The organism is Actinoallomurus rhizosphaericola (genome assembly GCF_024055675.1).
Taxonomy (GTDB): Bacteria; Actinomycetota; Actinomycetes; order Streptosporangiales; family Streptosporangiaceae; genus Actinoallomurus; species Actinoallomurus soli.
In genome coordinates this window covers 207,759-229,607 of sequence record NZ_JAMXMW010000006.1, presented here as the reverse complement: position 1 = coordinate 229,607, position 21,849 = coordinate 207,759, and the positions used below count along the sequence as shown (strand labels likewise).

Sequence of the window (21,849 nt, the reverse complement as noted above, 5' to 3'; positions counted from 1 at the left end):
CCTATGTTGAAGGAGAAGCTGCAGGCCGACCTGTCGGCCGCGATGAAGGCACGCGATGAGGTGCGCACCCGCACCATTCGCATGGCGCTGACGGCCGTCACCAACGAGGAGGTCGCGGGCGAGCGGGCGCGCGAGCTCTCCGACGACGAGATCGTCAAGGTGCTGCAGCGGGAGGCCAAGAAGCGCCGCGAGGCGGCCGAGGCGTTCGCCGACGCGGGCCGTACGGAGCAGGCGGAGGCGGAGCGGGCCGAGGGTGTGGTCCTGGATGACTATCTTCCGGCCCAGCTGTCCGACGCCGAGCTGACTGATCTGGTGGCCGCGACGATCGCGGAGATCGGCGCGGAGGGGCCGCGGGCGATGGGCCAGGTGATGAAGGCGGTCACGCCGAAGGTCGCCGGCCGCGCCGACGGCAAGCGGGTCTCGGGAGAGGTCAAGCGTCAGCTCGCCGGCTGACCGCTCTTCGCGCATACGAGAAAGGTCCCGTCCCCGGCTCGGCCGGGGACGGGACCTTGTGCCGTTCCGGAGGTCAGTTGCCGAACGGCGGCCAGCTGAAGCCGCCGCCCTTCTTGCCGTTGCCCTTGCCGTTGCCGCGCTTGCCCTTGCCGTTGGCGTTAGCGCCGCCGGCGCCGACCGAGCCGCTGCCGTTGCTGAGGAACAGGATGACGGTGGTGTCCTGGTCGGCCTGCTGTCCGCTGCTCGGTGAGGTGTAGACGACGGTGTTCGCGGGCTGGTTCGAGTCGACCGCGCGCGGCGAGATCTGCACGCTGAACCCGGCCTTCTCGATCTTCTGCTTGGCCTGCTGCACCGGCATGCCCTGGACGTTGGGGACCGTCTGCTGGTCGAGCGTCCCGAAGTCCTTCACCGGCGTGTGGAAGGAGGAGGCGCTCGTCCCGCGCAGCGCGCCGAGCATCGAGGCCCGCCAGATCGGCGCGACGTCCGCACCGTAGACGCCGTAGTTGCGGTGGCCCCAGGGCGCCTCCGGGTCGCCGTACCAGACGGCGGCCGCCAGGTCGGGGGTGTAGCCGGCGAAGACGGCGCAGGTGAAGCTCTCACAGGTGCCGGTCTTGCCCGCGGCGGGCCGGCCCAGGCCCTCACCCCGCGCGGTGCCCTTGGTGAGGACGCCCTGCAGGATGCTCGTGACCTCGTCGGCGACGTCGGTGTCGACCGCCTTGGTGCACTTGGCCTTGGGCACGTTGATCTTCTTGCCGTTCGAGTCGGTCACCTCGGTGATCGCGATCGGCGTGCAGTACTCGCCGCGTGCGGCGAAGCCGGCGTACGCGGCGGCGAGGTGGGTGACGTCGATCTCGTTGGTGCCGAGGACCTGAGCGGGGTTCTGCTGGAGCGGCTTGCCGTCCGCGCGCTTCATGCCGAAGTTCTGCGCCATCTTGACGGCGTCGCAGAGCCCGACCGACCGCTCCAGGTAGGCGTAGAAGGTGTTGATCGACTCCCAGGTCCCGGTCTCCAGGTTGGCGGACTTGGCCTTGGACTTCTCGGCGTTCTGGACGGGCCAGGGCTCGGAGCCGTTCCCCTTGCAGTCCCGGTATCCCGACACCGTGGTGTTGGTGGGCGCCGGGAAGGAGGTGCCGACGCTCATGCCCTTGTCGAGCGCGGCCGCCAGCGTGAAGATCTTGAAGGTCGACCCGGCGGAGTAGCCGAGGTTGCCGCCGTGCGCGTAGTCGGCGGCGAGGTTCAGCTGGGTCTCGCCCTTCTTGACGTTCGTGCCGTAGGTGCGGCTGACCACCATGGCCTTGATCTCACCGGTGCCGGGCTTGACCATGGCCTCGGTCGCGGTCCTGCTGTGGCTGGGACGCCTGCTGAGCGCCGCCTGCGCGGCCTTCTGCGCCTTCATGTCGATCGTCGTGCGGATCGTCAGGCCACCGCGGTACAGCAGCTTCTCCCGGTCTGTCTGCGTCTTGCCGAACGCCGGGTTGCCGAGGATCTCGTTCTTCACGTACTGGCAGAAGAACGGCACCTTGCTGTCGACGCAGTCGCTCTTGGGCAGCTTGGGGTGCAGCTTGATCGGCTGCGCGGCCGCCTGGTCGGCCTGCTGCTTGGTGATCATCTTCAGCTCGGCCATGCGGTACAGCACGGTGTTGCGGCGATCACGGGCGTGGTCCGGGAAGATGGTCGGGTCGTAGTAGCTGGGGCTGTTGGTGATGCCGGCCAGCAGCGCCGCCTCCGGCAGGGTCAGATCGGCGGCGTCCTTGCTGAAGTACCGCTGGGCCGCGGCCTGCACGCCGTACGCGCCGGCGCCGAAGTAGGCGATGTTGAGGTAGCCCTGCAGGATCTGGTCCTTGGTGAGGTGCTTCTCGACGTTCACGGCGTACCGCAGCTCGCGCAGCTTCCGGCCGAACGTCGGGGCCTTCGCGTCCGCGATCTCCTTGTCGTTGTCCGCGCTCTCGACCAGCAGGTTCTTCACGTACTGCTGGGTGAGCGTCGAACCACCCTGCTTGACCCCGCCCTCCTGGGCGTTGGTGACCAGCGCGCGGGCGGAGCCCTTCATGTCGAGGGGGCCGTGCTGGTAGAAGCGCGAGTCCTCGATCGCGACGACCGCCTTCTGCATGAGCGGAGAGACCTGGTCGAGGCGTACGGACTCGCGGTTGTGGTGGTAGAACGTCGCGATGACCTGGCCGTCCGCGGAGTAGACCGTGGTGCGCTCCGGCGGCGGCTGGATGCTGAAGTCGGCCGGGAGCTTGTTGAAGCTGTCGGAGGCGTCCCGGGTCGCCATTCCCGCGCTGCCGACGGCCGGCAGGGCGAGGAAGCTGACCAGGACTCCGGCCACGAGTGCCGCCCCTATGAGGCGGAGCAGCTTGACGATGGCGTGTTCCCGGTCTGCTTTCTCAACTGTCACGCGACATAGGTTACGCGGGACGAGAGGTGCATATGGGGCACCTCGCCGAGCCAGATGACTAGTTCGTTGCCTTGCCATGGCCCGTAGGGGCTATCTCAAGAATGGACCCATCGGGGGCTGTTGAAGTCGCGCGCTCTTCCGTAAGTTTCTCCCCACGGCTTTCGTATGGCGGCCTGACGTCCGCGCCCGTCCGGCCGGGGCTCGCAAACGACAACCGACCCAAGGGGAGTGGGGCCAAGATGTGGATCACGGATTGGACCGCCCGCGCCGCCTGCCGTAACGCGGATCCCGACGCGTTGTTCGTGCAGGGTGCGGCTCAGAACCGGGCCAAGCTGATCTGCCGCGGCTGCCCAGTGCGCACCGAGTGTCTCGCCGACGCCCTCGACAACCGCATCGAGTTCGGCGTCTGGGGCGGCATGACGGAGCGCGAGCGCCGCGCGCTGCTTCGTCGGCGCCCGGACGTCTCATCGTGGCGAGAGCTGCTGGAGACCGCCAAGGAGCGGTACGAGCGGTCGCAGGACCCGGACGAAGAGCTCGTCGCGAGCTGATCCGGCGAGTCGTCCGCCGATCGACCGCCTGGCCGCGCCCGGCCGGCCAGGCTCCCTCACGAAACGCCCGATCGATCAGGCCGCGTGTTCCTCCGGCGTCGCTCCGTACAGCGGCTCAGCCCGCAGGGCCACCTCGGTCCCGTACGGTGCTCAGTCCGTACGCTTCGTCTCGTACGGAGCGGGTGCGGTGGTGATCAGGCCGCGGGCTCTTCGTGTTCGCCCGCCAGATCCCTCGCGATGCACCGGAGCCCGTCCAGGTCGTGGACGTCCTCGGCCATGGCCGCGACCGTGGCCCTCGGAACCGTCGGGTGCGACGAGGTGAAGCTCTCACACAGCCGCGCCTCGCGCGCGGTCACGTGCATCCGCTCGGCGTGCAGCCGCAGCAGCGCGGCGGCCAGGGGATGCGCGCCGCGATCCTCCAGCGTCTCCGCGGCGGCCTCGCTGCGTACGGCCGACAGGTGCGAGGCGTCCGACGTGTGGACCCGGTTGAGGACCATCCCGGCCAGCGGCATCTGCTCCTCGGCGAGGCGCTCGACGAAGTACGACGCCTCGCGCAGCGCGTCCGGCTCCGGGGCCGCGACGACGAGGAACGCCGTGCCGGGTGCCTGCAGCAGGCGGTACGTCTGCTCCGCCCGCTCCCGGAACCCGCCGAACATCGTGTCGAAGGCCAGCACGAACGTCTGGACGTCCTTCAGCAGCTGACCGCCGAGCACTTTCGTGATCGCGTTCGTGAACATGCCGAAGCCGGCGGTCACGACCTTCAGCCCGAAGCGGCCGCCCGCCTTCGCGGGGGCCATCAGGATTTTGATCAATCGGCCGTCGAGGAACCGGCCCATCCGCTCCGGCGCGTCGAGGAAGTCCAGCGCCGAACGGGACGGCGGCGTGTCGACGACGATGAGGTCCCAGGCGCCGGACCGGTGCAGCTGGCCCAGCTTCTCCATCGCCATGTACTCCTGCGTCCCCGACAGGCTGGACGACAGCGACTGGTAGAAGGGGTTGGCCAGGATCTGCTGCGCGCGTTCGGGCTCGGCGTGCGCCTCGACGATCTCGTCGAAGGTGCGCTTCATGTCGAGCATCATCGCGTGCAGCTCGCCGTCGACGCCCTCGACGAGACGCGGAGTGTTGTCCAGCTCGGTGAGGCCCAGCGCCTGGGCGAGCCGGCGGGCGGGATCGACGGTCAGCACGACGACGTCGCGGCCGCGTTCGGCGGCGCGGACGCCCACGGCGGCGGCGGTCGTGGTCTTGCCCACGCCCCCCGACCCGCAGCAGACGATGATCCTCGTGTCGGGGTCGTCGATCAGGTCGTCGATGCAGAAGTCCGGCGGGGTCTTCTCGGCGGCGGTCACGCTGCTCCCTGCCTCCTCAACTCGGCGGCCAGCTCGTAGAGCCCGGCGAGGTCCATCCCGTCGCTGAGGTGCGGCAGCTCGTACTGGGGCACGTGCGCGTCGGCGAGGCGGGCCTTCTCCCGCTCCTGCAGGGCGCTGCGCCGCGCGTGGTCGGCGGCCTCCTCGGCGAGCGCGTCGGCGATCTCGGCGGTGCGGTCCTCGATGCCGGCCGCCTTGATCCCCACGCGGATCGCCTCGACGTCGAGCTCGTCGCGGACGGCCAGCGCCAGCTCCTCGGCCGGCAGCAGCGGCGGCCGCACCATGTTGATCATCAGGCCGCCGACGGGCAGGCCGATCTCCCGCAGCTCCACGACCCCGTCCAGGGTCTCCTGGACCGGCATCTCCTCCAGGAGCGTGACGAAGTGGACCGCGGTCTCCGGGCTGCGGATCACCCGCATGACCGTGTCGGCGTGGTTGCGGATCGGGCCGACCTTCGCCAGCCCCGCGACCTCGGCGTTGACGTTGAGGAACCGGCCGATGCGGCCGGTCGGCGGGGCGTCCATCACCACCGCGTCGTAGATGAAGCGGCCGCTCTTGTCGCGGCGGCGCACGGCCTCGCTCGCCTTGCCGGTGAGGAGGACGTCGCGCAGGCCCGGCGCGATCGTGGTCGCGAAGTCGATCAGGCCGATCTTGTTGAGCGCCTTGCCCGCCCTCTTGATGTTGTAGAACATCTCCAGGTACTCGAGCATGGCCTCTTCGGGATCGACGGCGAGGGCGTACACATCGCCGCCGTCCGGTGCCACGGCGACCTTGCGCTCCTCGTACGGCAGCGGCGGGCAGTCGAACAGCTGGGCGATCCCCTGGCGGCCCTCCACCTCGATGAGCAGGACCCGCCGGCCGCCCGCGGCCAGGGCGAGCGCCAGAGAGGCGGCCACCGTGGTCTTGCCGGTGCCGCCCTTACCAGTGACGACGTGCAGCCGTACACCGTCCCAGTCGGTGTCTCTCGCGCTCACTCTTGTGAGGTTATCGTCCGTCCGGCGACGCGTTCGCAGCCCCCGCAAAGTGACGTCTGCCACCTCAGAGGATTCGAAGACTAGTGTCGGACATGAGGGAATCGGCCGTCAGAAAGGTGAGCGCCGTGGCTGAAGCGGCATTCGTGCTCCTAGGCGTCATCGGCTTCGTGATCCTGCTGATCATCCTGTCGTCGATCAAGGTCGTTCAGCAGGTCGAACGCGGCGTGGTCTTCCGCCTCGGCCAGGTCCAGCCGCACTTCCGGCCGCCGGGCCTGACGCTGATCTTTCCCATGATCGACCGGATGACGAAGGTCAACATGCAGACGGTGGCGATGGGCGTCCCCGCGCAGGAGGGCATCACCCAGGACAACGTCAGCGTCCGCGTCGACGCGGTCGTCTACTTCCGGGTGATCGACCCGGTGAAGGCGATCGTCAACGTGCAGAACTACAACTGGGCCATCTCGCAGGTGGCGCAGACGTCACTGCGGTCGGTCATCGGCCGGGCCGACATGCAGCAGCTGCTGTCCGACCGCGAGTCGATCAACGCCGAGCTCCGCCAGATCATGGACGGCATGACCGAGGCGCCGTGGGGCGTCAAGATCGAGCGCGTCGAGATCAAGGACGTCTCGCTGCCCGAGGGCATGAAGCGGTCGATGGCGCGGCAGGCCGAGGCGGAGCGGGAGCGCCGCGCGCGCATCATCACCGCCGACGGTGAGTTCCAGGCGTCCAAGCGGCTGGCCGCCGCGGCCGAGGTCATGGCGCAGGACCCCGCGTCCCTCCAGCTGCGGCTGCTGCAGACGGTCGTGGAGGTCGCCGCCGAGAAGAACAGCACGCTCGTCATGCCGTTCCCCGTGGAGCTGCTGCGCTTCTTCGACCGCGCGGCGGGCGGGGACCGTACGCCGCCCGAGGGCTCCCACCGGCCCGACCTGGCCGAGCGCCTCGCCAAGGCCGAGGAGGAGCTGGCCGAGGCCGGCGAGCCGGCGTCGATCGACTCCGCCGACGAGGTGCCGCCCGTGCCCGGACTGCACGCGAAGGAGCAGCCCGGCATCGCCGCGCGACACGAGGAGCCGCCGGCGCCGCGGTAATAGGGTTCGGTCCATGAAGAAGTGGGAGTACGCGACCGTTCCACTGCTCGTGCACGCGACGAAGCAGATCCTCGATAACTGGGGCGAGGACGGGTGGGAGCTCGTCACCGTCATCCCCGGCCCGAACCCCGAGAACCTCGTGGCCTACCTCAAGCGAGAGAAGCAGTGAGCACGCCCGAGGAGAGGGCCCGCGAGCTCGGTCTGGAGATCCCGGACGTCGTGGCGCCGCTGGCGTCGTACGTCCCGACCGCGCGGACCGGAAACCTGGTCCACACGTCGGGCCAGCTGCCGATCGCCGACGGCAAGCTCCTCGCCACCGGCAAGGTCGGCGCGGAGGTCACCGAGGAGGAGGCCGCCGCGCTGGCCCGTACGGCCGCGCTGAACGCGATCGCCGCGCTCAAGGCGGAGGTCGGCGAGCTGTCGCGGGTGCGGCGCATCGTCAAGGTCGTCGGCTTCGTGGCCAGCGCCCCGGACTTCTACGGCCAGCCGCAGGTGATCAACGGGGCGAGCGACCTGCTCGGCGAGGTGTTCGGCGACGCGGGCCGGCACGCCCGCAGCGCGGTCGGCGTCGCGGTGCTGCCGCGCAACGCGCCCGTCGAGGTCGAACTCACCGCCGAGGTCGAATAACGATCGGCCGATCGAATAACGTTCGGCCGATCGAATAACGTTCGGCCGAAAAGCCCTCGTGGGACGCCGTCCCGTCACCGCCGGACGGCGTCCCGGCCCACCCCGAACGAGGAGGCCCCGTTGACGGACGTTCCCGGTCTTCGGCTGCCCGACCACTTCACCGAACGCGCCCGCGCCCTCGAGGAGGGCCGTGCGGAGCCGGCCGCGCCGCGTGACGCCTCGACGGTCGTCCTGCTCCGCGACGCCACGGACGGAGGCGTCGAGGTGTACATGCTGCGCCGGGTGTCGTCCATGCCGTTCGCGCCGGGAGCGTACGTCTTCCCCGGCGGCTCGGTCGACGCGCGCGACGGCGACCGTACGGTGGGCTGGGCCGGGCCGTCACCCGCGGAGTGGGGCGCGGCGTTCGGCGCCGGGGAGACCCTCGCCCGCGAGCTGGTGTGCGCGGCGGTCCGCGAGACGTTCGAGGAGTCGGGCGTGCTGCTCGCCGGTCCGACACCGGACACGATCGTGGCGGACCTCGGCGGCGACGACTGGGAGGCCGACCGGCAGGCGCTGCTGGACCGGTCGCAGTCGCTGGCCGCGCTGCTCGACAAGCGCGGCCTCGTCCTGCGCGGTGACCTGCTGCGCCCCTGGGCGCACTGGATCACGCCCGTCATCGAGGAACGCCGGTACGACACGCGGTTCTTCGTCGCGGCGCTGCCCGCCGGACAGCGCACCCAGGACGTGAGCACCGAGTCCGACCGCGTGACCTGGGTACGCCCCCGGGAGGCGGTCGAGGCCGCCCGGCGCGGCGAGATGGCGCTGCTGCCGCCGACCATGGTCACGCTCACCGAGCTGGCGGCGTACGACTCGGTCGCCGCGGTCCTCGCCGCCGAACGCGTCGTACGGCCCCGGCTGCCCGAGACGCGCCTGACCGGCGACGGCGTCTACCTCATCCTGCCGCCGGAGCTCGACGGCCACGTTCCCGGAGCCCGCCCGTGAACGCCGTCCACGGCCGCGTTCCCGGAGCCCGGCCGGTGAGTGCCATCGACGGCCGCGTCGCCGGAGCCCGGCCGTGAGCGGCATCGACGGCATGCGCACCGAGCGGGCCCGGTGCGTGCTGGCGCCGAACCCCTCCCCGATGACCCTGGACGGCACGAACACCTGGGTGCTGCGCGAGCCGGGCGCCGAACGCTCGATCGTCGTCGACCCGGGCCCGGAACACGAGGAGCACCTGCGCCGGGTCGCCGCCGAGGCGGGGCGCGTGGCCCTCGTGCTGCTCACGCACGGCCATCCGGACCACGCGGAGGGCGCACGGCGGTTCGCCGAGCTGGCCGCCGACGGCTCCCGGCCCGTTCCCGTCCGGGCGCTGGACCCGGCGCTGCGGCTGGGCGAGGAGGGCCTGGGCGAGGGCGACGTCGTCGAGCTGGACGGCCTGGAGCTGCGCGTCATGGAGACGCCCGGCCACACACACGACTCGCTGTGCTTCTGGCTGCCCGGCGACCGTGCCGTGCTCACCGGCGACACCGTGCTCGGCTACGGCAGCACCGTGGTGGACCGCCTCGGGGACTACCTCGCCTCGCTGGACCGGCTGCGGGCGATGGCCGAGGGGGCCGACGTGATCCTGCCCGGCCACGGCCCGCGGCTCGACGACCCCGTCGGCGCGCTCGACCACTACATCGCCCACCGGCGCGAACGCCTCCAGCAGGTCGAGGACGCCCTCGCGGCCGGCGCGCGCACCGCCCGGGACGTCGTCGAACGCGTGTACGCCGACGTCGACCGGTCGCTGTGGCCGGCCGCCGAGTGGGCCGTGCAGGCCCAGCTCGACTACCTCGCCGAGCGCGGGGCGGTCTAGCCGCCGCGGCGAGCGAGAGCCTCGCGGACGGCTTCGGCGTGAGGTCCGTCGCCGTGCACGCCCAGCCAGGTCCGGGCATGGTCCTTGACGAGGGCCAGGCGAGGCCCGATCAGGCGGGGATCGTCGAGTAGCGCGACGATGATCCTTCCGGAGGGACCGTGATCCGGCTGGGCGGCGAGGCAGATCAGCGCGTGCTCGACTGCCTTGTCGAAATGGTCGTCCGTCAGTTCGGCGTGGCGAGGAAGGAACTTGCACAGCAGCAGGCTGTAGCTGCTCTTCGGAGGACGGCCATCGAGCCAGCCGAGGACGTGGGTGACGACCCGCTCCAGGGGTTCGCCGACGACGTCACCCCTGGTGATCAGGGCAAGGAGGAACCCCAGAGCGTCCTCTCGACTGCCGTGCGTCGTAAGCCAGGGGAAGGCGACCTCGAGTGCGAGGTCCAGGGAGCCGTGATGGAGAGGACGGCGGAGTCCTTTGGCGCTGGTGAAGCGCACAAGGGCACGATCGGCGAGCGCGGTTCGGATCTCTGCCGGGATGGCGTATTCAGGCTTCAGAAGCTGGAAGATCGCGCTCAACGGAGCACCCTCGTTGGCGTCGATCCATGCGGGAATCCGTTCGGCGACCGCCGTCCGCTGGTCGGGATCGAGCAGAGGGTGCTCGAGCAGGGGAAGGAACACATAGGGCGCGTGCCGGACGGTCGGGTGCAGCTTCCACCAGGTGACCGCAGCCGCGGTGGCCTGGCGTGCCGCCCTCCGGTCGAGGTCCTGGCGTTGGAGGAGGACTCTGAGGACGAACGACGCCGAAGCGTCGGAGCTGTGTTCATCGAGCCAGTGGAACGCCGTCGCCGCGTGACGGGCGAGGACCTTCCCTCGCAGTTCGGGACGCCTGAGCAGTTTCTCCAGCACGAACCTGGCCTCCCAGGCGCCGCGTCGTGGCGGCTCCAGCCACCGGTCCGCGTAGGCGATGGCGTCCGAGGCGTCCTGCTCCGGCAGGTCGGAGCGGGCGAGTAGCTCCTCAAGCACGTAGGACGCGACGTTCTGAGTGCCGTGCTTCTGCAACCAGCGAAGCGCGTACGGCACGGCGTCGAGGCCATGGCGGGACTGGCTCCCGAGGAGGCGTTCGAGCACGTAGCTCGCCTCGGCCCTCTCCCAGTGCCTTGTCAACCACTGGAAGGCCTGGGTCAGGGCTGCCCGCCGGACTTCGCCTCCACGCCGGATGAGACTGACGATGAGGGGCCGGGCATAGTAGCCGTCGCCGTGCTCCTCGAGCCAGTCGAAGGCCTTCCGCACGACCGTATCGGCAGGGGCCTCGGGGTCGCGCAGCAGCCGGTTGATGATGAAACGAGCCTCGGCCTTGTCGCCATGAAGCTCGAGCCAGGCGAACCCCAGCTCACGCAACCGGTCCTCACGGTCGGCGGGGACGGCTGGGTGAGCGATGATCGGTGCCAGCAGGAAGCTGGTCTCGAGCGCTTCGGGAGATTCCACCACGTGCGCATAGGCCAGCTCCACCGTCGGGGACACGAACTCCTCGGACATGTCATCCCGCTCCAGCAGCGCCCTGATCACATAGCTCGCGACGGCGGGATCACGCGTGCGGAGCCACGAGAGGGCCCTGGACCCGACCGCCCTCAGCGTGTCCGGATCCAGGCCGGGTCGCCGGAGCAGGGACATGAGCAGGAAGCTCGCGTTGTCCCGCGAGCCGTACAGTTTGAGCCAGCGGAACGCGAGGCTCGTTACGGAGCCGAGGGGTACGCCGGTGAGATCGTCCGCGTCGAGCAGGACGCAGAGGAGGTGGTCCTCCTCCAGGCGAGGCGGACGGTCGGCGAGCGTGCGGATGGTGTAGCGGGCGAGCCAGGCTCTGCGGCCGGGGTCGAGCGACTTCAGCCCTTGCTCCAGTACCCGCAGAGCGGGAAGCGTTCTGTCGTGGCGTTCGAACCAGGGACCGGCCAGTTCGTCCCAGCGGGAGGAGACCACGCTTCTCAGGACCGCACTGGTGATGAGGGCGATGAGGGCGGTGGCGCCCTCGGCGGTCGGCTCGGCCAGCAGCGTGCCGATTCGTTCGGCGCGGCTTTTGACCCACCCTGCGTACCGCTGCTCCAGCTCATTGGGCCGTCCGGGGACGTCCAGCTCCCGGATCAGGCGGGTCAGGTTGGTGGCGTGACGGGCGACGCTTCGCCCCCGGCGCAGGCTGCCGCCGAGCAGCCGGTCGAGGACCTCGCTGCGCACCACGCCGCTGTCGGGGCGGAGCAGGCACTGCTCGAGCAGGTGGTCGGTGACGATGTCATGGACGGTCGCCAGTCCCTGCGGGGTGTCGACCAGCCACCCCATGCCGCGTACGAGGCCGAGCAGATGACGGGCTCCCTCCTCGTTGTCGAGGACGCCCGCGGCGCAGTCGAGGAGGGACTGTTCGTCCTGCGGGGTGGCGGCGACCATCGCGGTGATCGCCTGGAGGTATCCCGGTGGTGGCTGCAGGCCCAACGGGTCATCCTCGTCCGGCGGCACCGCCAGTCCGTCCTCGCGCAGCCGGCGGCGCAGCCACCCGGTGAGCATGCCGGAGCGGGGGATCGGACCGTCCGCGGTCAGCGTCCTCCGTTCGGCGCTCGCCTCGAGTTCGGCGGCGATCAGCATCGCGATGACGGGGCGGGTGCCGCACAGAGCGGCGACCTTGTCCTCGCCGAGGATGCCGCAGGCCTTCTTGGCCAGCTTGTTGATCACGGTGTCGCGGATAAGGCGGCTCTGGACGTCATCCGGTCTGAGATCGACTCGGCGGAAGAGCTGGGACAGGTACGGATCTTCCCGGCTTCTCCGCTCGAACCAGGCGGTGCGGGCCGAGGCGAGGAGGCCGACGCGCCTGCCTGCGCGGCGGGCATCGGGAAGGACTCGGGCATGCAGGCTGGAGGAACTGAGGATGCTCTCGTGGAGATAGTCGACGATGATCAGAACGTCGTCCGTGGTGGCCGCGATCACGGCGGCGAGCTGCTCGGTGGTCACGGCCGGCTCGCCGGTCCGTAGATGGAGGACGGTCCAGCCCTGCTTCTCGGCCTCGGTGCCGACCTCCAGGCAGGTCCTCGTCTTACCGACGCCGGCCGCACCGACGAGCACGACCCCCCGGTCGTCGTTGGGATCGGAGATCAGGGACAGCAGCCGCCGCGGATGGGCGTCGGAGTTCTCGGCGGGGGCGACGAACGGCAACCGGTCCTCGGTCAGGTTCGCCCGCATGCCGGCAAGCCCGCGAAGCTCGTCGGAGTGGCGGACGATTCCGTCGGCGAATGTCTCCTCTTCCTCTTCGCTGGGCGGCCATGGCACCGGCTCGCCCGCTCGGAGGAACCGCCGGAAGGCGGAGTCCCTTAAGAGCGCGGAGGCGCGGATCGCCTCGGTGCTCGCCACGTACCGCACAGGGTCGGAGACGATCAGGCCGAGAATGACGCTCTGGTCCTCGCTGAGGAGAGCGGCCCCGGACAGACCGGCCCAGGGCGAGCGGTACTCCCCGGTGTCCGGGTCCGGCTCCCTGTCGCGGGGCAGGGCCATCGGGGTGCTGATCAGGTATCGGCCCTTCTCGGCGCCGGTCGTCCCCATGATCGTCCAGGGGCGACTCTCATGCTCGGAGACTCCGGCGACCTTACGCAGGATTGGATATCCGTAGGTCACGCAGCCGACCTGGCCCGCCTGGTCGGTCAGCTCTCCGAACGTCGGCGGAAACAAGTCCTCGGCCCAGGGACCGGGGTGGTCGAGCTCGATGAGGGCCGCGTCGAGGTGGGGATCTTCCGCCTTCCAGAGGACCCTGCCCGTGAGCCGCGCGCCCTCATGCGGAGTGACGTGCCATTCCGGCCGCTCCGGCTCGATCACGTGACGGCACGTGAGGACGAGGTCTGGTCCGACGGCGAAACCGGAGCCCCACTCGCCGGGATCGGCGGGGTCCTCGATCAGACAGAGGAGGCGGAGGCCTGGGAGATCAGTACTCTCCATGACCCTTGATGCTGACCTCGGCGATCTCCCCGCCGTCGGTTCGCTGAGGCTTCAGCTTGAGGATCATGCGATGGGTCTCCTGGCGCCCCCTGTCCCGGCCGCCTCCTGCCGACACCTTCCACAGGCCGAGCCTGCCGTCGTACTTGGTGCGGGTGTCGAGCACGAGGTTCAGCTCCAGGTCGATGGACTCGACCGTGAATTTCAGGCCGTGTGCCTGGCCCTCCTCCGTAGCCGCGAGGAGCTCCGTCCGGAGCTGCCGTACGGCCTCCGCGAGCGGCAGCCCGGACTCTTCGTCAATGGATCGCGCCTCGGACATGGCCCCCCAAAGGATGCGCCGCGGATATGGCGTTCCAATGATAAGGCGGTGAACTCTCTTTTACCCGGAGAGAGCTCGCCGGCGATTTCAACGGGAGCGCTTGCGGAGGCGCTCGATGTCGAGCACCTGCACGGCGCGGGCCTCGATGCGCAGCCAGCCACGCTGGGCGAAGTCGGCGAGGGCCTTGTTCACCGTCTCCCGCGACGCGCCGACGAGTTGGGCGAGCTCCTCCTGCGTCAGGTCGTGGTGAACGTGCAGGCCGCTCTCGCTCGGCTGGCCGAACCGCTCGGCGAGGTCGAGAAGGGCCTTGGCGACCCGGCCGGGCACGTCCGTGAAGACGAGGTCGGCCATGTTCTCGTTGGTCCGGCGCAGGCGCTGGGCGAGCGCGCGCAGCAGGTGAATGCTGATCTCCGGGTGGCCCTTGAGGAACGGCCACAGATCGTTGTGCCCCACCCCGGCCAGCCGCGACTCGGTCACGGCGATGGCGCTGGCCGTACGCGGCCTGGGGTCGAACAGGGACAACTCGCCGAACATCTCGCTGGGGCCGAGCACGCTCAAGAGGTTCTCCCGGCCGTCGGGCGCCGTCCGGGTGAGCTTGATCTTGCCGTCGAGGACGACGTAGAGCCGGTCGCCCTCCTGGTCCTCGGAGAACAGCGTCTGACCGCGTGAGAGGTGAACCTCTGACACGATGGCGCGAAGCGCCTTCGCCCCTTCCTCGTCGAGTGCTTCGAACAGTGGAGCCCGTCCGAGAACCTCCACGTCGCGGTCGTTCACGTTTCCTCCTTGCTGACGTACCACCACAGTGTGACGCACATCGCAGGATGAGTTTTGGGCGGCCCCCCAGTTACCCTTGCGTTCGTGCCAAGCAAACCGGAGTCGCGTCTCGCCCTCGTACGCCGGGCTCGCCGGATCAATCGAGAGCTGGCGGAAGTTTACCCGGATGCGCACTGTGAGCTTGATTTCGTCGATCCGTTCCAGCTCCTGGTTGCGACGATCTTGTCCGCGCAGACGACGGACAAGCGAGTCAACGGGCCAGGACCGTGTGATCGCCTGCCAGTGAGGCGGTTCCCCGGCCACTCGCTCAACGCGGCCTAAAGCACGTCCACCCGCAACCGCTTGACGAAAGCCGGCGCGAGCGCCCGGACCCGTGCCTCGAGGACGTCGCCCCGAAGCGCGGCGACGGCGAGTTCGACGCCTGGAGCGGATGCTCCGCCGAAGAGCCTGTACAGACGCTCGGCGCCCTCGGTTGCGGTCGCTCCTACGCGAGGATCCTCGCGTAGGACTGCGAAGGATGCGGCTACATCCCGGGCGTCGACCGTCATCATGAGACGAAGGACGTCACCGGCGTCCTTGTTCGTCAATCGATCGGGTGATTTCGCGGCCTGTTCTCGGCGATCGTCGATCTTGAAGGCCTTGGCGACCAGTAGAGCGGCCGGTCCGGCGACGTTGACCGTGACCGTACGCGGGTCATCGGGATCGAGGCTGCTGATGGTCATCGGGGACCGATCGACGGCCGCCACCTCAAGCCCGGGGACCCACCGCGCGCAGAGTGGGCCGTGCGGGGGGATCCGCGCACTGCGTTTGCCGCGCTTCGTCAGGTTGGCGGGCACCAGGAGATCGAGTTCAACCGGAACGATCTTGTCTCCCACCTTCTCCGTCCGAGCCCAGAGGCCTGGTTGGTCTCGATGAAGGAGTTCGAAGCCGGCATCGCGTAGAGCCTGCTCGATCAATGGCTCATCCGGTAGGAGAAGAGGGTCGACACTCAGGTCGCCATCAGCAGTGAACGGCGCACTCCGCATCGAAGCGGACGGCGTGCGGAGGTAGACGGCTTGAGCTCCGACAACGGTGATCGCCTCAAGGTGGCCCTTCAGGGCATTGAGACCATCCAAGAGAACTCGACGGGCGACGACCGTGAGTTCCTGTAGATTCACGTCATCGGGGACATTGGACACTGTTTTCTCGCATCCGACTGGTCAAGGAAGGCTAGGTTACCCCTCTTGTACCCGTTGGGTGTGCTCAATTCCGGATGCTCGCCAGATGCGTTCGTCCTCCGCCATGTAGTTGAGGACCGCTTCGCCTTCCGCAGGCATCCGGCCGGGCCCTGACAAGCAGTCCAGGACGAGTTGGCTGAGGGCTACTTGCCGGATGCCGTCGACGTCTCGATTGCGCTCGAACACGACCTCGTCATAGGCGCGGAGAAGCAGGACGTCTGCGCCTTCGTCCACGCGCAGGAGGCCGAGGTCATCGGCGACGGTGTCCGTCGAGTCGAGGTCGGCCGATACATAGAGCATCACCTGGCCTCCGACGGCCAGCGGGGCGATGGCGTGCGCGGCGTAAGAACCGGTGAGGGTGACCCGGGGTTCCCTCCCGGCCCTTTCCCGGTCGCGCAGACGCATCATCAGATGTCTGGTCCCGTTGGGACTCAGCATCCCAACGTACGAGTTATGCCGCAAAAGGCTCAAATGCCCGGCGCGCAGTCGTAGTAGGCCGACCCAATCGACATCGACGATGACCCGGCCCTCGCGCCGAATCAGGAGTTGCTCTTCGAGGGCGTCGAGAAGCCGAGATACGTAAGGCAGACTGAGACGTGCGGCGGCCGCCACCTCACCCGCGCGGTAGGGAGGTGCGATGTCCGCAAGCAGTCTGACGAGTCGGCCCGCCTTCGGCCCGGCCAAGGTCGGCTTACCGGAGCGAGGCTGTTCCGATCGAGGAGCTCGTCTGTCTCCCTCCGTAGAGATCACGATCGCTGGCCGGGGGATACGCAAGAAGACATTCCCGGTGAGGTCCAGATAACCGATCCCGCGGTCGCGGAGGATCTCTTGACTGCGTGGGGAGAGCCACGGAGCCATCACGACCAGGTGGGTGTGGGGAGTTACCTGGCGCACCAGGTCCAGTTTGGGTAGCAGCTGTTGCTCTATGACCTTCGGAGTGACCTGACTCTTCAGATCGATCAGGAGCTGGGCGAACACACTGCCGCCCTCGGGGTGGACCTCCAGGAGGGCGTCGAGTCGTCGCCCTCCGGCTCCGGCCGCCTCCTGCGGGGTGGAGACCACCCTCACATCCCATGTCGGCCCAAGAAGGTCACCCAGCGCTTCGACCCCTCGCGCCAGCAGATCCCCCATCCGCATGTCCCCGTTCACATGTCCATCGTCTCATGGTGAACGGCGGCCCTTAGGAAAACTTGCTCGAAAAGCCAACTTTCCTCACCAGTGCAAGTGGGGTGTCCAAGCAAGTTTGCTTCTTTCGGCCGGTGTCCGGTCTGGAGAAAGCGGTGGTTGGCGGCAAGTGATGGGACGGCAGTGCCGCAGCGGGCGAGCCAGGCCGCTGACGGTGGCCCAAGCTCGGTGCTATGGCCCTACGCTTGCGCCATGGCGACGAAATCGACCGTGTCGAGATCCGTCGACGGGGGACGCCCGGAGTCGCGTCTCGCCCTCGTACGCCGGGCTCGCCGGATCAATCGAGAGCTGGCGGAAGTTTACCCGGATGCGCACTGTGAGCTTGATTTCGTCGATCCGTTCCAGCTCCTGGTTGCGACGATCTTGTCCGCGCAGACGACGGACAAGCGAGTCAACATGGTCACCCCGGACCTCTTCGCCCGCTTCCCGACCGCCGCCGACCTCGCCGCAGCGGAGCGCGAGGAGGTCGAGAAGATCATCCAGTCGACGGGCTTCTTCCGGGCCAAGACCAACAGTCTGCTCAAGCTCGGCCAAGAGCTGTGCGAGCGGTTCGGCGGCGAGGTGCCGCGCACCCTCGAGGAGCTCGTGACGCTGCCCGGCGTGGGGCGCAAGACCGCCAACGTCGTGCTCGGCAACGCCTTCGACGTGCCGGGCATCACGGTCGACACCCACTTCCAGCGGCTGAGCAGGCGGTTCGGCTGGACCACCGAGACCGACCCGGTGAAGATCGAGTACGAGGTCGGCGAGCTGATCCCGCGCAAGGACTGGACGATCCTGTCCCACCGGCTGATCTGGCACGGCCGGCGCATCTGCCACGCGCGGCGCCCGGCCTGCGGCGCCTGCCCGCTCGCCCGGCTCTGCCCGTCATACGGCGAGGGTCCGACGGACGAGGAGACCGCGCGCAAGCTGGTGAAGCCCGGTCCGTTCTCGTGACCGGGAGGAACCGGCTCTCGTGACAGGGGAGAATCGGCTCTCGTGACAGGGAAGGATCAAGGGCCCGACTCGGTTGAACCTTCAATGATGACGGTCGACTCTGCCACGGACTGCCCGGAGTGGCTGCGCGGGTTCGCGGCCAAGGCTCCCCGGATGCCGGTCCCCGCGCCCCTTCGTCCCCCCGCGAACGGCGCCCGCGCCGCCGCGGTGCTCATCCTGTTCGGCGAGGGGCCCGACGGTCCCGACCTCCTGCTGCTCCAGCGCGCGGACACGCTCCGCAAGCACGCCGGGCAGCCGGCGTTCCCCGGCGGCGGCATCGACCCCGGCGACGGCGGTCCCGTGGGCGCGGCCCTGCGCGAGGCGGCCGAGGAGACCGGCGTCGACCCGTCCGGCGTGAGCGTCCTGGCCACCATGCCGGAGATGTACATCGCGCACAGCGGGTACCGCGTCACCCCGGTCGTCGGCTGGTGGCGGGAGCCGTCGGCGGTGGACGCGACCGACCCCGGCGAGGTGGCCTCGGTGGCGCGCGTCCCGCTGTCCGAACTCACGGACCCGGCCAACCGGCTCCGCGTCCGCGCGCCCTCCGGGCACCTCGGGCCCGCCTTCCGCGTCCGCGGGATGCTCGTGTGGGGCTTCACCGGCGGGCTCCTGCACGCGGTGCTCGAGGCGGGCGGCTGGGACCGCCCCTGGGACACCACCCGGATCGAGGACCTTCCCGACGAGGCCGTCTACCTCGCGCGGGGCGAGTAGTCCTTGGTTCGTACCCTTCCGTACCGGATCTGGTCCGGGGAGGGGACGTCCTCGGACACGTTTGCGCTATACGGTTGACCGGTGCTGGGCGATCACGTACTTGACCTCATCCTGCTGGTGCTCGTCGTGCTGTTCGCCATCTCGGGGTACCGGCAGGGCTTCATCGTGGGCGTACTCAGCTTCGTCGGCTTCGTCGGCGGTGTCGTCCTCGGCATGCTGATCGCCCCACCGCTGGTGAAGGCGGTCGTCAGCGGAGCGGCGCAACAGGCGCTGCTCGCCGTCGTCATCGCCTTCCTGGCCGCGACGCTCGGGCAGCTCATCGCCTCCTCCGTCGGCTCCGCACTGCGCAGCCGCGTGACCTGGGAGTCGGCCCGCAGCGTCGACGCCGTCGGCGGTGCGTGCGTCAGCAGCGTCGCGCTGCTCGTCGTCGCATGGTTCATCGGCAGCGCCCTGGTGACCTCGCCGATCGTCTGGCTGCGCATCCAGGTCAAGAACTCCCAGGTCCTGCACGGCGTCGACGCCTTCATGCCGCAGCAGGCGAACACCTGGTTCTCCTCCTTCCGCGGCTTCGTGTCGAAGACGGAGTTCCCGCAGGTGTTCGGCGGGCTCGGCGGCGAGCCCATCGCCGAGGTGCCGCCCCCGGACACCAGGATCCTCAACACCCCCGCCCTGGTCTCCGCCCGCAAGAGCATCGTGAAGATCATGGGGACGGCGCACAGCTGCCAGCGCCGGATCGAGGGCACCGGATTCGTGTACGCGCCCGGCCGCGTCATGACCAACGCGCACGTCGTCGCGGGCGTCGACTCCGGCCCGACCGTCTACACGATGGGTGAGGGCAACTACCACGCCAGAGTCGTCCTGTACGACGACAAGCGCGACATCGCCGTCCTCGACGTCCCCGGCCTGAACCTGCCGTCCCTGAAGTTCGACGAGGGCGCCCAGAGCCGTGACGACGCCGTCGTGGCCGGCTTCCCGAAGAACCACCCGTTCACCGCCCGGGCGGCCCGGATCCGCGCCAAGCAGAAGGCCAAGGGCGCCGACATCTACCACTCGGGCCAGGTCACCCGCGAGATCTACGCGATCCGCGCGCTGGTCGAGCAGGGCAACTCCGGCGGCCCGCTCCTGTCCTCGTCCGGCAAGGTGTACGGCGTCGTCTTCGCCGCCGCCGTGGACAACAAGGAGACCGGCTACGCCCTCACCGCCCACGAGGTCGCGCCGGACGCCGAGGCGGGCATCAACGCGAGCGGCAGCGTCTCCACGCAGTCCTGCTCGGAGTAGGCCCGTCGGGCGGACGGGAAGTCGGGCGGGGCGTCAGGTTCGCCGGGCGGATGGGGAGTCGGGCGGGGCGTCAGGTTCGCCGGGCGGAGAGTCGGGGGGTCAGGTCCGCGTCCGCGACCGCGTCCAGGCCGTCGCGCTCGATACGGTCGGCGAGCTCCCGGGCCGCGGCCGCCAGGTCGGCCACCGCGATGCCGTGCGGCGCGGGGGCGTCCGCGTACGAGGCGATGCGGTCGGCGGCGCGGCGCAGCAGCGTGCAGGCCCCTCGCGGGTTCCCGCGCCGTACGTGCGTGAATCCGACCGCGAGCTGCGCCAGTCCCTGCCACAGGGCGCGCTCGGCCTCCGGAGCGGCCTTCCAGGCCGCCTCCAGCACCTCGTGGGCGTGAAAGGGCCGGTCCGCGTCGAGCAGCCGCTGCGCCTCGGCCAGCGCCTCGGCGGGCGCGGCCGCGTAGTCGTCCGGGACGCGCTCCTCCCCGGCCGCGCCGTGCGGCAGCGGCCGGCCGTACGCATCCCGAGGCCGCGCGTTGCGTGCCCGTCCCGCCTCATCTCGATCGCGCATGGTCCCATTGTCCGCTCCGGGGCTCGGCGAGCCACGAGAGGAGTTCGGCGTCGAAGGCGCCCGGGCCCTCCTCCTGCGGGAAATGCCCGACCCCCTCGATCAGCCGCCACCGGTACGGCGCGTCGACGTACCGGCCCGACCCCTGGGCGCTGCGGGGCAGGACGTAGCGGTCCAATGAGCCGTGCAGCTGGAGGGTGGGGACGCGGATGGGCGTCCGCATCCGGCGGGCGTACCGCAGGCCGTCCGGGCGGAGGACCGACCGCACCGCCCAGCGGTGGTACTCGAGGGCGCAGTGCGCGACGCCGGGGATCTGGAAGGCCGAGCGGTACAGCCGCTCGCTGCCGGAGTCGGGCCAGCCCGGCGCCGCCCATTCGTGCAGCACCCGGCCCACCTGGGCGGCGTCGTCCCGTACGAGGAGGCGCTCCGGCCCCATCGGCAGCTGGAACCCGAACGTGTGCCGGGCCGCCCAGGCCTGACCGCGCAGGTCCGTCGCCATCGCGGTACGGATGCGCAGCGGGTGGGGCGCCGAGACGGCGACGAGCCGCTGGACGACGCGGGGCTGGTAGACGCCCATCGTCCAGGCGAGCAGGCCGCCCCAGTCATGGCCGACCACGGCCGCGTTCGCCTCGCCGAGCGCGCGGATCAGCCCGGCGGCGTCCCGGGCCAGCGTGATCAGGTCGTACCCGCGCGGCGGCTTGTCACTGCCGCCGTACCCGCGCAGGTCGACGGCCACCGCCCGGAACCCGGCCTCGGCCAGTGACGTCAGCTGGCGGTGCCAGGACCACCAGAACTGCGGGAACCCGTGCAGCAGCAGCACGAGCGGCCCCTCGCCGGCCTCGACGACGTGGAAGCGCGTACCGCCCGCGCTCACCGACCGATGCCGCCAGGGGCCGTCGATCTGAACGACGGACTCGTCGGTCACGTACGGTCTCCTCCATCGGCCCTCGGCGAGCGCCGGCCGGTGCGGGTCACTCCGTCAGGGCGGGCTTCTCCTCGGAGTCGCCGCCCCGGCGGAGCATGGCGAAGTCCTCCTTAACGGACTGCCGCGACCGCGCGGCGCCGCTCATCTTCTTCATCCGCCACAGGCCGATGAGGATCAGCACGGCCGCCAGCAGGACGTAGAGCCCGGCGACGATGAGGAACGCGGCCCAGTTCCAGATGCCGAGCGCGACCAGGCCGTACGCGAGCGCGATCGAGAGCAGGATCACGACGACGCCGCCGATCACGCCGGCGACGGCGAACAGGGTGCTACCGAGGGCGGCCTTCTTGGCGTCGCTCTTCAGCTCGAGCTTGGCCAGCTCGAGCTCCGACTTCACGAGACGGGAGACGCTGCCGGTGGCGATGGCGACCAGCTCGCCGAGTGATTTGTCGTCATACTGGCCGTTCGGCCGTACCTCGGTCATGTTTCTCCTCTCAGTACCGGTCGCCACTCTCTCGGATCACGCGGGATCCGAATAGGCCGAATCGCCGATGAGGAGTGAACCGGCGAAGTCCCGGCGAAAGAACGGCTTATCGGCACGCGACTGTCCGAGGTTACCGGTGACGGGTTCCGTCATCTCCGGCGGCGGGCCGGTATCGCCGCGAGGCCGTCA

General features: G+C 69.8%; 21 protein-coding genes and 1 pseudogene. 11 read left to right on the top strand and 11 right to left on the bottom strand.

The genetic code is table 11. The features are described from left to right. Positions 1–3: 3 nt before the first annotated feature. Complete coding sequence (locus tag NE234_RS16490) at positions 4–453, top strand: GatB/YqeY domain-containing protein (protein ID WP_252781164.1); 450 nt, start codon at positions 4–6, stop codon at positions 451–453. A gap of 73 nt (positions 454–526) precedes the next feature. Here the strand turns inward: NE234_RS16490 and NE234_RS16485 are convergent, their stop codons facing one another. After that, the gene (locus tag NE234_RS16485) at positions 527–2,851 is read right to left on the bottom strand and encodes a penicillin-binding protein (protein ID WP_252781163.1); all 2,325 of its coding nucleotides are present in this window, start codon (positions 2,849–2,851) and stop codon (positions 527–529) included. A 239-nt stretch (positions 2,852–3,090) separates the two neighbouring features. Between NE234_RS16485 and NE234_RS16480 the strand changes: the two genes are divergently transcribed. Next, the gene (locus tag NE234_RS16480) at positions 3,091–3,399 is read left to right on the top strand and encodes a WhiB family transcriptional regulator (RefSeq protein ID WP_252781162.1); all 309 of its coding nucleotides are present in this window, start codon (positions 3,091–3,093) and stop codon (positions 3,397–3,399) included. A gap of 194 nt (positions 3,400–3,593) precedes the next feature. On the opposite strand, the gene NE234_RS16475 is transcribed toward NE234_RS16480, so the two are convergent. Beyond that, positions 3,594–4,745, bottom strand: coding sequence for an ArsA family ATPase (locus tag NE234_RS16475; protein WP_252781161.1), 1,152 nt, complete (start codon positions 4,743–4,745; stop codon positions 3,594–3,596). Further along, complete coding sequence (locus NE234_RS16470) at positions 4,742–5,737, bottom strand: ArsA-related P-loop ATPase (RefSeq protein ID WP_252781160.1); 996 nt, start codon at positions 5,735–5,737, stop codon at positions 4,742–4,744. The genes NE234_RS16475 and NE234_RS16470 overlap by 4 nt, the downstream gene beginning before the upstream one ends. A 125-nt stretch (positions 5,738–5,862) precedes the next feature. On the opposite strand from NE234_RS16470, the gene NE234_RS16465 reads away from it, so the two are divergent. The 5 genes from NE234_RS16465 to NE234_RS16445 all read left to right on the top strand — a co-directional run bounded on the left by NE234_RS16465 (position 5,863) and on the right by NE234_RS16445 (position 9,283). Continuing rightward, positions 5,863–6,822 carry a slipin family protein gene (locus NE234_RS16465; protein ID WP_252781159.1) on the top strand — a complete coding sequence of 320 codons (960 nt, stop codon included), beginning with the start codon at positions 5,863–5,865 and terminating at the stop codon, positions 6,820–6,822. A gap of 13 nt (positions 6,823–6,835) precedes the next feature. Next, a complete protein-coding gene (locus NE234_RS16460) occupies positions 6,836–6,991 on the top strand; it encodes a DUF4177 domain-containing protein (RefSeq protein ID WP_252781158.1) in 156 nt (51 codons plus the stop codon). Next, on the top strand, positions 6,988–7,449 hold the full coding sequence (locus NE234_RS16455; protein ID WP_252781157.1) for a RidA family protein: 462 nt from the start codon (positions 6,988–6,990) through the stop codon (positions 7,447–7,449). Before NE234_RS16460 ends, NE234_RS16455 begins: the two co-directional genes overlap by 4 nt. 120 nt (positions 7,450–7,569) lie before the next feature. After that, the gene (locus NE234_RS16450) at positions 7,570–8,430 is read left to right on the top strand and encodes an NUDIX hydrolase (RefSeq protein WP_252781156.1); all 861 of its coding nucleotides are present in this window, start codon (positions 7,570–7,572) and stop codon (positions 8,428–8,430) included. Positions 8,431–8,503: 73 nt separating this feature from the next. After that, complete coding sequence (locus NE234_RS16445) at positions 8,504–9,283, top strand: MBL fold metallo-hydrolase (protein WP_406567012.1); 780 nt, start codon at positions 8,504–8,506, stop codon at positions 9,281–9,283. On the opposite strand, the gene NE234_RS16440 is transcribed toward NE234_RS16445, so the two are convergent. The 3 genes from NE234_RS16440 to NE234_RS16430 form a co-directional block, all read right to left on the bottom strand. Continuing rightward, the gene (locus NE234_RS16440) at positions 9,280–13,248 is read right to left on the bottom strand and encodes a S1 family peptidase (RefSeq protein WP_252781155.1); all 3,969 of its coding nucleotides are present in this window, start codon (positions 13,246–13,248) and stop codon (positions 9,280–9,282) included. The two genes, NE234_RS16445 and NE234_RS16440, sit on opposite strands and share 4 nt — an antisense overlap. Then, positions 13,235–13,564, bottom strand: a complete 330-nt coding sequence (locus NE234_RS16435) for a trypco2 family protein (protein WP_252781154.1) — start codon at positions 13,562–13,564, stop codon at positions 13,235–13,237. The genes NE234_RS16440 and NE234_RS16435 overlap by 14 nt, the downstream gene beginning before the upstream one ends. An 87-nt stretch (positions 13,565–13,651) precedes the next feature. Next, positions 13,652–14,338, bottom strand: coding sequence for a Crp/Fnr family transcriptional regulator (locus NE234_RS16430; RefSeq protein WP_252781153.1), 687 nt, complete (start codon positions 14,336–14,338; stop codon positions 13,652–13,654). A 54-nt stretch (positions 14,339–14,392) separates the two neighbouring features. Here NE234_RS16430 and NE234_RS16425 point away from each other — a divergent pair. Continuing rightward, positions 14,393–14,605 (top strand): annotated as a pseudogene (locus tag NE234_RS16425) (endonuclease III domain-containing protein); the annotation flags it as partial. Between the two features lie 50 nt (positions 14,606–14,655). Here the strand turns inward: NE234_RS16425 and NE234_RS16420 are convergent. Then, complete coding sequence (locus NE234_RS16420) at positions 14,656–15,516, bottom strand: hypothetical protein (protein WP_252781152.1); 861 nt, start codon at positions 15,514–15,516, stop codon at positions 14,656–14,658. A 36-nt stretch (positions 15,517–15,552) separates the two neighbouring features. Further along, on the bottom strand, positions 15,553–16,686 hold the full coding sequence (locus NE234_RS16415; RefSeq protein ID WP_252781151.1) for a hypothetical protein: 1,134 nt from the start codon (positions 16,684–16,686) through the stop codon (positions 15,553–15,555). Between the two features lie 246 nt (positions 16,687–16,932). Here NE234_RS16415 and nth point away from each other — a divergent pair, with 246 nt between their 5' ends. The 3 genes from nth (at position 16,933) to NE234_RS16400 (ending at position 19,701) form a co-directional block, all read left to right on the top strand. Further along, entirely contained in the window at positions 16,933–17,673 is a 741-nt protein-coding gene (nth, locus tag NE234_RS16410) for an endonuclease III (RefSeq protein ID WP_252781150.1), read from the top strand. 87 nt (positions 17,674–17,760) lie between these two features. Continuing rightward, complete coding sequence (locus NE234_RS16405) at positions 17,761–18,423, top strand: NUDIX hydrolase (RefSeq protein ID WP_252781149.1); 663 nt, start codon at positions 17,761–17,763, stop codon at positions 18,421–18,423. Between the two features lie 81 nt (positions 18,424–18,504). Then, positions 18,505–19,701 carry a MarP family serine protease gene (locus NE234_RS16400; RefSeq protein ID WP_406567010.1) on the top strand — a complete coding sequence of 399 codons (1,197 nt, stop codon included), beginning with the start codon at positions 18,505–18,507 and terminating at the stop codon, positions 19,699–19,701. Between the two features lie 70 nt (positions 19,702–19,771). Here NE234_RS16400 and NE234_RS16395 read toward each other — a convergent pair whose 3' ends face one another. Genes NE234_RS16395 through NE234_RS16385 form a run of 3 tightly spaced genes read right to left on the bottom strand, consistent with a single transcriptional unit; the run spans position 19,772 to position 21,660 of the window. Then, positions 19,772–20,257 carry a DUF309 domain-containing protein gene (locus NE234_RS16395; protein WP_252781148.1) on the bottom strand — a complete coding sequence of 162 codons (486 nt, stop codon included), beginning with the start codon at positions 20,255–20,257 and terminating at the stop codon, positions 19,772–19,774. Further along, on the bottom strand, positions 20,241–21,179 hold the full coding sequence (locus NE234_RS16390; RefSeq protein ID WP_252781147.1) for an alpha/beta fold hydrolase: 939 nt from the start codon (positions 21,177–21,179) through the stop codon (positions 20,241–20,243). The genes NE234_RS16395 and NE234_RS16390 overlap by 17 nt, the downstream gene beginning before the upstream one ends. A gap of 46 nt (positions 21,180–21,225) precedes the next feature. After that, positions 21,226–21,660, bottom strand: coding sequence for a phage holin family protein (locus NE234_RS16385; RefSeq protein ID WP_252781146.1), 435 nt, complete (start codon positions 21,658–21,660; stop codon positions 21,226–21,228). Between the last annotated feature and the right edge of the window lie 189 nt (positions 21,661–21,849).

What these genes read in the sequence shown, in the direction of transcription:
- NE234_RS16490 (WP_252781164.1), top strand. Translation starts at nt 4, where the DNA reads ATGTTGAAGGAGAAGCTGCAGGCCGACCTGTCGGCCGCGATGAAGGCA.
- NE234_RS16480 (WP_252781162.1), top strand. Translation starts at nt 3,091, where the DNA reads ATGTGGATCACGGATTGGACCGCCCGCGCCGCCTGCCGTAACGCGGAT.
- NE234_RS16460 (WP_252781158.1), top strand. Translation starts at nt 6,836, where the DNA reads ATGAAGAAGTGGGAGTACGCGACCGTTCCACTGCTCGTGCACGCGACG.
- NE234_RS16440 (WP_252781155.1), bottom strand. Translation starts at nt 13,248, where the DNA reads ATGGAGAGTACTGATCTCCCAGGCCTCCGCCTCCTCTGTCTGATCGAG.
- NE234_RS16435 (WP_252781154.1), bottom strand. Translation starts at nt 13,564, where the DNA reads ATGTCCGAGGCGCGATCCATTGACGAAGAGTCCGGGCTGCCGCTCGCG.
- NE234_RS16415 (WP_252781151.1), bottom strand. Translation starts at nt 16,686, where the DNA reads ATGGGGGATCTGCTGGCGCGAGGGGTCGAAGCGCTGGGTGACCTTCTT.
- nth (WP_252781150.1), top strand. Translation starts at nt 16,933, where the DNA reads ATGGCGACGAAATCGACCGTGTCGAGATCCGTCGACGGGGGACGCCCG.
- NE234_RS16405 (WP_252781149.1), top strand. Translation starts at nt 17,761, where the DNA reads ATGACGGTCGACTCTGCCACGGACTGCCCGGAGTGGCTGCGCGGGTTC.
- NE234_RS16395 (WP_252781148.1), bottom strand. Translation starts at nt 20,257, where the DNA reads ATGCGCGATCGAGATGAGGCGGGACGGGCACGCAACGCGCGGCCTCGG.
- NE234_RS16385 (WP_252781146.1), bottom strand. Translation starts at nt 21,660, where the DNA reads ATGACCGAGGTACGGCCGAACGGCCAGTATGACGACAAATCACTCGGC.